The organism is Verrucomicrobiota bacterium (assembly GCA_019247695.1).
Classification (GTDB): Bacteria; Verrucomicrobiota; Verrucomicrobiia; order Chthoniobacterales; family JAFAMB01; genus JAFBAP01.
Genome location: JAFBAP010000093.1, coordinates 1 through 5,479, shown reverse-complemented (window position 1 = coordinate 5,479; position 5,479 = coordinate 1). Strand labels below are relative to the sequence as shown.

The 5,479-nt window shown below is 62.8% G+C and carries 5 protein-coding genes; 1 reads left to right on the top strand and 4 read right to left on the bottom strand.

What is annotated here, in order from left to right; genetic code table 11:
• Positions 1-1,021: 1,021 nt before the first annotated feature.
• Together JO015_10455 and JO015_10450 are read right to left on the bottom strand one after the other, a co-directional pair.
• Complete coding sequence (locus tag JO015_10455) at positions 1,022-1,903, bottom strand: alpha/beta hydrolase (protein MBV9999520.1); 882 nt, start codon at positions 1,901-1,903, stop codon at positions 1,022-1,024.
• A 99-nt stretch (positions 1,904-2,002) separates the two neighbouring features.
• Positions 2,003-2,992, bottom strand: a complete 990-nt coding sequence (locus tag JO015_10450; protein ID MBV9999519.1) for a zinc-dependent alcohol dehydrogenase family protein — start codon at positions 2,990-2,992, stop codon at positions 2,003-2,005.
• 136 nt (positions 2,993-3,128) lie between these two features.
• Here JO015_10450 and JO015_10445 point away from each other — a divergent pair, with 136 nt between their 5' ends.
• The gene (locus tag JO015_10445; GenBank protein MBV9999518.1) at positions 3,129-3,704 is read left to right on the top strand and encodes a MarR family transcriptional regulator; all 576 of its coding nucleotides are present in this window, start codon (positions 3,129-3,131) and stop codon (positions 3,702-3,704) included.
• 159 nt (positions 3,705-3,863) lie between these two features.
• On the opposite strand, the gene JO015_10440 is transcribed toward JO015_10445, so the two are convergent.
• Both JO015_10440 and JO015_10435 read right to left on the bottom strand, forming a co-directional pair.
• Positions 3,864-5,219 (bottom strand): MFS transporter, encoded by a 1,356-nt coding sequence (locus JO015_10440; protein ID MBV9999517.1) that lies wholly within the window; start codon positions 5,217-5,219, stop codon positions 3,864-3,866.
• A gap of 114 nt (positions 5,220-5,333) precedes the next feature.
• The coding region (locus tag JO015_10435; protein ID MBV9999516.1) for a hypothetical protein at positions 5,334-5,479 on the bottom strand (146 nt) is incomplete at its 5' end.

Genomic DNA, 5,479 nt, shown 5'->3' with positions numbered 1-5,479 from the left:
CTGCTCGCGTTCGCACGCGTCCAACCCAGGCGGCCGTCAAAGGTTGGGGTGGTCGGGGTTGGCGTCGAGGGTCGCGCCGGGTTTGGCCAACCGGCCGCCTCTTGGGAGTCGGCGCCCGCCGGGGCAGCGTTTCAGGCGTACCGACGGAACGCGATCCCTCTTAAATGCCCTTCTCAGGGACTGAAATCCCTGGCTAAGATCAAGCGTCCCTGATACCGGGACGAAAGCCATACCCGGCCTTGTATCCTTTAATACCATTCAGACAGTTATCCCGATAGAATGCCGGCTCACAGGAGGGTGTCGGCGCCGGCGGATGCTCCGTAGCTGGTTGAATCGATCTTAGGCCCAACGGACCGGGGGACTTTAGCGCAGAGCCTCATCGGCCAGGGCGGGGGCACGAGCTTTGGTTGAAAAGATCAGGTAAACCAGCAACCGGGCAAGGGATTGGGGCAGCAGGATACGACATGGTTTATCTGCGTTTGTGTCATCGGCGCCACGGGTGCACGTTTCTGCCGCCCCTTCAGCAAATCCAACCCGGCGGGCGGGCGTTTGTTAAGGAGGGCGTACAGGCGTGACGCCTTAGGAGGGCTGGATCGTGATTTGACGGTTACCCAGGGGGTAAAGCCCCGGGCTAAGTTCCCTTGGCCCTTCGGGCCGTAAGACGGTCACGGCTGTCCCCGCGCTACCCTCAAACAATGTGGGTAAAGCTCAGGGCTTTACCCCCTGGGAAACCGTCCAAACACGATCAAGCCCTGACCTTCGGGAGTACCGCGCGCGTGCCGGAATGGGCTATTTCCGGCCCATGGTCAACCGTCAGCTTCCAACCATCCTGGCACGACACTCCATTCGTCACCTTCAGAGCGATGGCGCGGATCGCGTATCCGTGTGGTTCGCCTAACCTAACGCGGTTTACTACCTGCTGGTGATCGCCTGGCGGGTTTGACTCTCCAGGGCAGGCGAGGCTGTTCCGAGGGCGCTTTTGCCTACCTGTCGCCGAGGGTCAGGTAGGCGCCGGATGAGGTCACATCAGGTGCCGGAGCACGGCTTCCGCCACTGCCTCCGGCGCCTCACGGGAGGGAAAATGGCCGACGCCCTCCAGCACCAAGCGATCGTAGCCTCCCGTGAAGAACCGCTCCCGGCCCTCCGACGAGGCGGGCTCAGTGCAGAAATCTGCGTCTCCCTGAACCATCAGCGTGGGCGTGGCGAGCGTCTCGACCGTGCCCAATCGTTGCTGCAATACCGCATAGCGCGAATCAAAGGGTTCATCGCGCCATCGCGACCGGTAGGAACTCAACGTCACCGCCACCCAGTCCGGGCCGGTGAAACTCTCCGCCGTGGCGGCAAACTCCGCCTCATCAAACCAGCCCGGAGGGCTCCAGCTCTCCCACTGGATGCGGGCAAAGCCGACCGGATCCCGGCGCATCGCGGCTGCCCCCTGGTCGAGCGTCATAAACCACTGGTACCAGAAACGCCGGGCCTGAGAAAACGACGGGACCTTGAATGCGCCATACGGCTGGTAGGCCAACGCCAGGGCAACGATGCGGGTCAGGCGTTCAGGGAACAGGGCTGCCAAGGTATAGGCGATCCGTGCGCCCCAGTCGTGCCCAACCACCGCAAAGCGACTCCAGCCGAGCCGGTCGACAAGGTCGATGGCGTCCTGGGCAAGGACGACCGCCTGGGCGACACGCAGCGTGTCCGAGGACAGAAACCGCGTCGGGGCAAAGCCGCGCAGGTAGGGCGCGACCGTCCGCCAGCCCTGCGCATTCAGCCTGGACGCAACGCCGCGCCAGGTGCGTGGCGAATCCGGCCAGCCATGCAAAAGCAGCGCGGGCCTGCCGTCCTCAGGTCCGGCGACATCGTAGCTGATGTCCAGCAGGTCCGTGGACACCTGCAACGTCGTCATACGCTATCAGCAGGTAGTGTTACCATTCGTTTGCTTCGCCGCGGGCCTCTACGGTACCAAGCGTAAGCGATCGGCATCCGCCCGGTTGCGCGAGGCACGTCACACTTGCACCACGATCTTGCCGAATTGCTGATTACTCTCAAGAAATCGGTGGGCCTCGACGATCTCGTCGAGCGGGAACACCTTGGCAATGACCGGTTTGAGCCCGCCTGAAGCCAATCCATCGATGATAAACTTTTTGGCGACCTCGAGTTTCGCGGGATCGCCCGTGATCTCGAACAGGACATAGCCGCGCAAGGTCAGGGACTTGCCAAGAACTTCCAGGAGCGGGAAAGGCGCCGGTTCCGAGCTGAGTGCGCCGTATTCGATGATGATGCCGCCCGGCGCGGCAGTCGCGGCAAGTTTGGCCAGCGTAGGGCCGGCTACGGGATCGAAGGTGACGCGGGCGCCTTTGCCGCCTGTGAGCTCGTTTACCCGCCCGACGAGGTCCTCTTCCTCAGTGGCCACGACGTGGGCCGCACCGGCATCCAACAACAGTTGTCGCTTGTTGCTCCGGCGGGTTAACGCTATGGGCGTGGCCCCGAGAAGATTGGCGATCTGGATGGCAGCCAAGCCAACGCTGCTCGAGGCCGCCGGGATCAGAACGGCATCGCCGGCCTGAAGCCGGGCCGCGTGGATCAGTGCCCCGTAAGCCGTCGCATATTGCATCCAGACCGCCGCAGCTTCCTGCCAGGGTAACGAGGACGGATGCTTCGTAACCGCCGAGGCGGGCGCGAGGGCCACCTCACCATATACCCCGTATTGGTTCTGCGAAAAGGCCGGAATCGTGCTGACGGCATCCCCCGGCGCCAAGCCCTGCACCCCCTCGCCCACGGCTTCCACGGTGCCTGCAGCTTCGTAACCCAGCCGGGCCGGCAGTTGAGGCTCTTCCCAGTAGCGGCCGGCGCGGAACATCGCTTCCGCGCGGTTCAGACCAAGGGCTTTCACCGCGATACGCACTTCGCCGGGCTTCGGTGATGGGACGTCGACATCCTCGAGCCGCAAGACTTCGGGCCCTCCGGGTTCATGAAAACGAACGATGCGTGCCATAAGTCATGATTGATGATCATCGGGCCGGGTGCAATGGCAGGTGACGCCCGGTATATTTTCTTCCGTGCAGGGCAGTCCTCATTTTGTTTGCCCCCAAACCAATGTATGTTAAACGAATACAGGTGCAGGTACACCTATGCAAGAGGCCGTTCACCCGGAATTGAGTGTCACGGAGGCCGGAGCCTGCGTCTGTGCCCAGGTCCGCAGAATCTCCAGAAAGCTTTCCTCGTTCTATGACAACGTTTTGTCGCCCGAGGGCCTCACCATCACGCAGTACTCGTTGCTCGCAAACATCGCCCGTGCCGGCCGGCTAAGTCACACGGCCTTGGCGGAGAAGGTCGGAATGGATCGTACTACCTTGACGCGCAACCTGCGTCCCCTGACCAGGGCTCGATGGGTGGCCGCCGCCACCGGTGAAGATCGCCGGACACATTTACTGCAGCTAACCACCGCCGGAGAGCGCAAGTTGATAGGCAGCATGCCTTTCTGGGAAGAGGCACAACGCCGATTTCTCGATCAGATCGGTTCCGAATCGCTTCAGCAGCTCCGGGCCGTTCTGGCCTCGGCGGAAACGGCGATCACAAACATTTCTACCGCCGGCCAACCAAACACCAGACCTGTGCGCTCACGTCCCGGAAAAGATGCCGCCCGTGGTATAAAGCTCGCGGAGCACCCGGGAAGGAAGACAAAATCTTACCTCGATGGTCATTGAACCGGTATGACAGGGTGCGTGAGAGCTCAGGCTGCTTGCGCTCGCCGTCCCCGGCTCTCACCTACCCTCCAACACCTGCATGCAAGCAGAAGGCTCGACGAACCTGCAAAAAAGGTAGTTACCTGCCGTGTTCGCCGGAGCTCCGGATGAGCTTTGAGGTCAGGTCGCCAACGCGGTGGCAAATGCCGGCTCAAGGGGCGGCCGGCGCGCAATCGAGAGAACCAAGGTGCTTCCCACCAGGCAAAGCAGGCCGCTGGTCAGGAACGCATCGTCATAGGTGCCGAGCGCGGTCCGGGACCAACCGGCAGCCAGAGCCGTGCAGGCCGCCCCGAGCTGATGGGCAGTAGCGATCCAGCCGAAGACAACCGGTGCGCGCTCCCGGCCGAACGCCAGGGTGGCAAGGCGAACCGTTGGAGGCACCGTCGCGATCCAATCAAGACCGTAAAACACCGCGAATACCGGAAGGCCCAGCATTCCGGATCCGAAAGCGAACGGTAGAAACAGCAACGACAAACCGCGCAGCCCGTAGTACCAGAAGAGCAGCCAGCGGGAATCGCAGCGGTCGGAGAGCCAGCCTGACATCGTCGTGCCAATCAGGTCGAATAGTCCCATGAGCGCAAGTAAGCCGGCGGCACGCGTTTCCGGGATGCCGCGGTCGCCGCAAGCGGGAACCAGGTGGGCACCGATGAGCCCGTTGGTGCTTGCGCCGCAGATGAAGAAGGAACCGGCGAGCAACCAGAACGTGCGCGAGCGCGACGCTTGCCGGAGAGTTCGAAACGCTTCGGCCAACGGGTTTCGGGTGTGGGTAGGCGCCGGCTCAATCGCAGTGCCGCCCCAGGGGGGAATGCCGGCGTCAACGGGACGCTCCCGCATCGCAAGCCAGAAAAACGGGATGAACGAGAACGTGAGCGCCGCAAGGATGTAGGCGCAAGGTCGCCAGCCCTGATGCTCAATTAAGGCGCCGAACATCGGGAGAAACACCAACTGGCCGGTGGCGTTACCGGCGGTAAAGAGCCCCAGGACCGTCCCGCGCTGCGCGAGAAACCAGCGATTGGCGATCGTCGCGCCAAGCGTCAGCGCGATGGTGCCCGCACCAACGCCCACGACCGCTGCCCAGGGAAGCAGCTGCCAGAGGGCCGTCACCCGCGTGACGCTCAGTGAGGCGATCGCCAGGACCCCGAGCGCGCACGCGATGGTTTTCCGGACGCCGTAACGCTCCATCGCGGCGGCCGCGAACGGCCCGGTAAGCCCGAAGAGAGCGATCTGGAGTGCCTGCGCCATGGAAACCTGACCGGCCGACCACCCGAACTCGCTTTCAAAAGGGCGCACGTACATCGTCGGAACCGAGAGCACGCCCGCGGCGGCAACAAGCGTCACAAACGTGACGGCCGCCACGAGAAACGGGTATGGAAGACGTTTGAAGACCGGCTCGCGCAGCTGGGACGCATTCGCGCCGGCGAATTGAACCCTTTTCGGAAGACGACCTTTGGGCAGGTGACTGGGAACGAGTGGCATCGGTTAGCGTTTCTGGACGGATTAACGGGACTATTAACGTGTAATTACACGCAGTCAAGCCGCCGAGGGTTCCCTCCGGCGGTCCGGTACCGACTTCGTTGATTTTCTTGATCGTTAACGCGTCCCGCCGCGGGAGGCCTGCAGCCCGGCACCGAGCCGATCCGTCTCGACCGGGTGTTCCCGGTCCAGAAACACCTTTTGGATGCGATCGTCATAGGCCCATTGCCCATCACTGAAGCCCAGCCGCACTTTGTAATCGA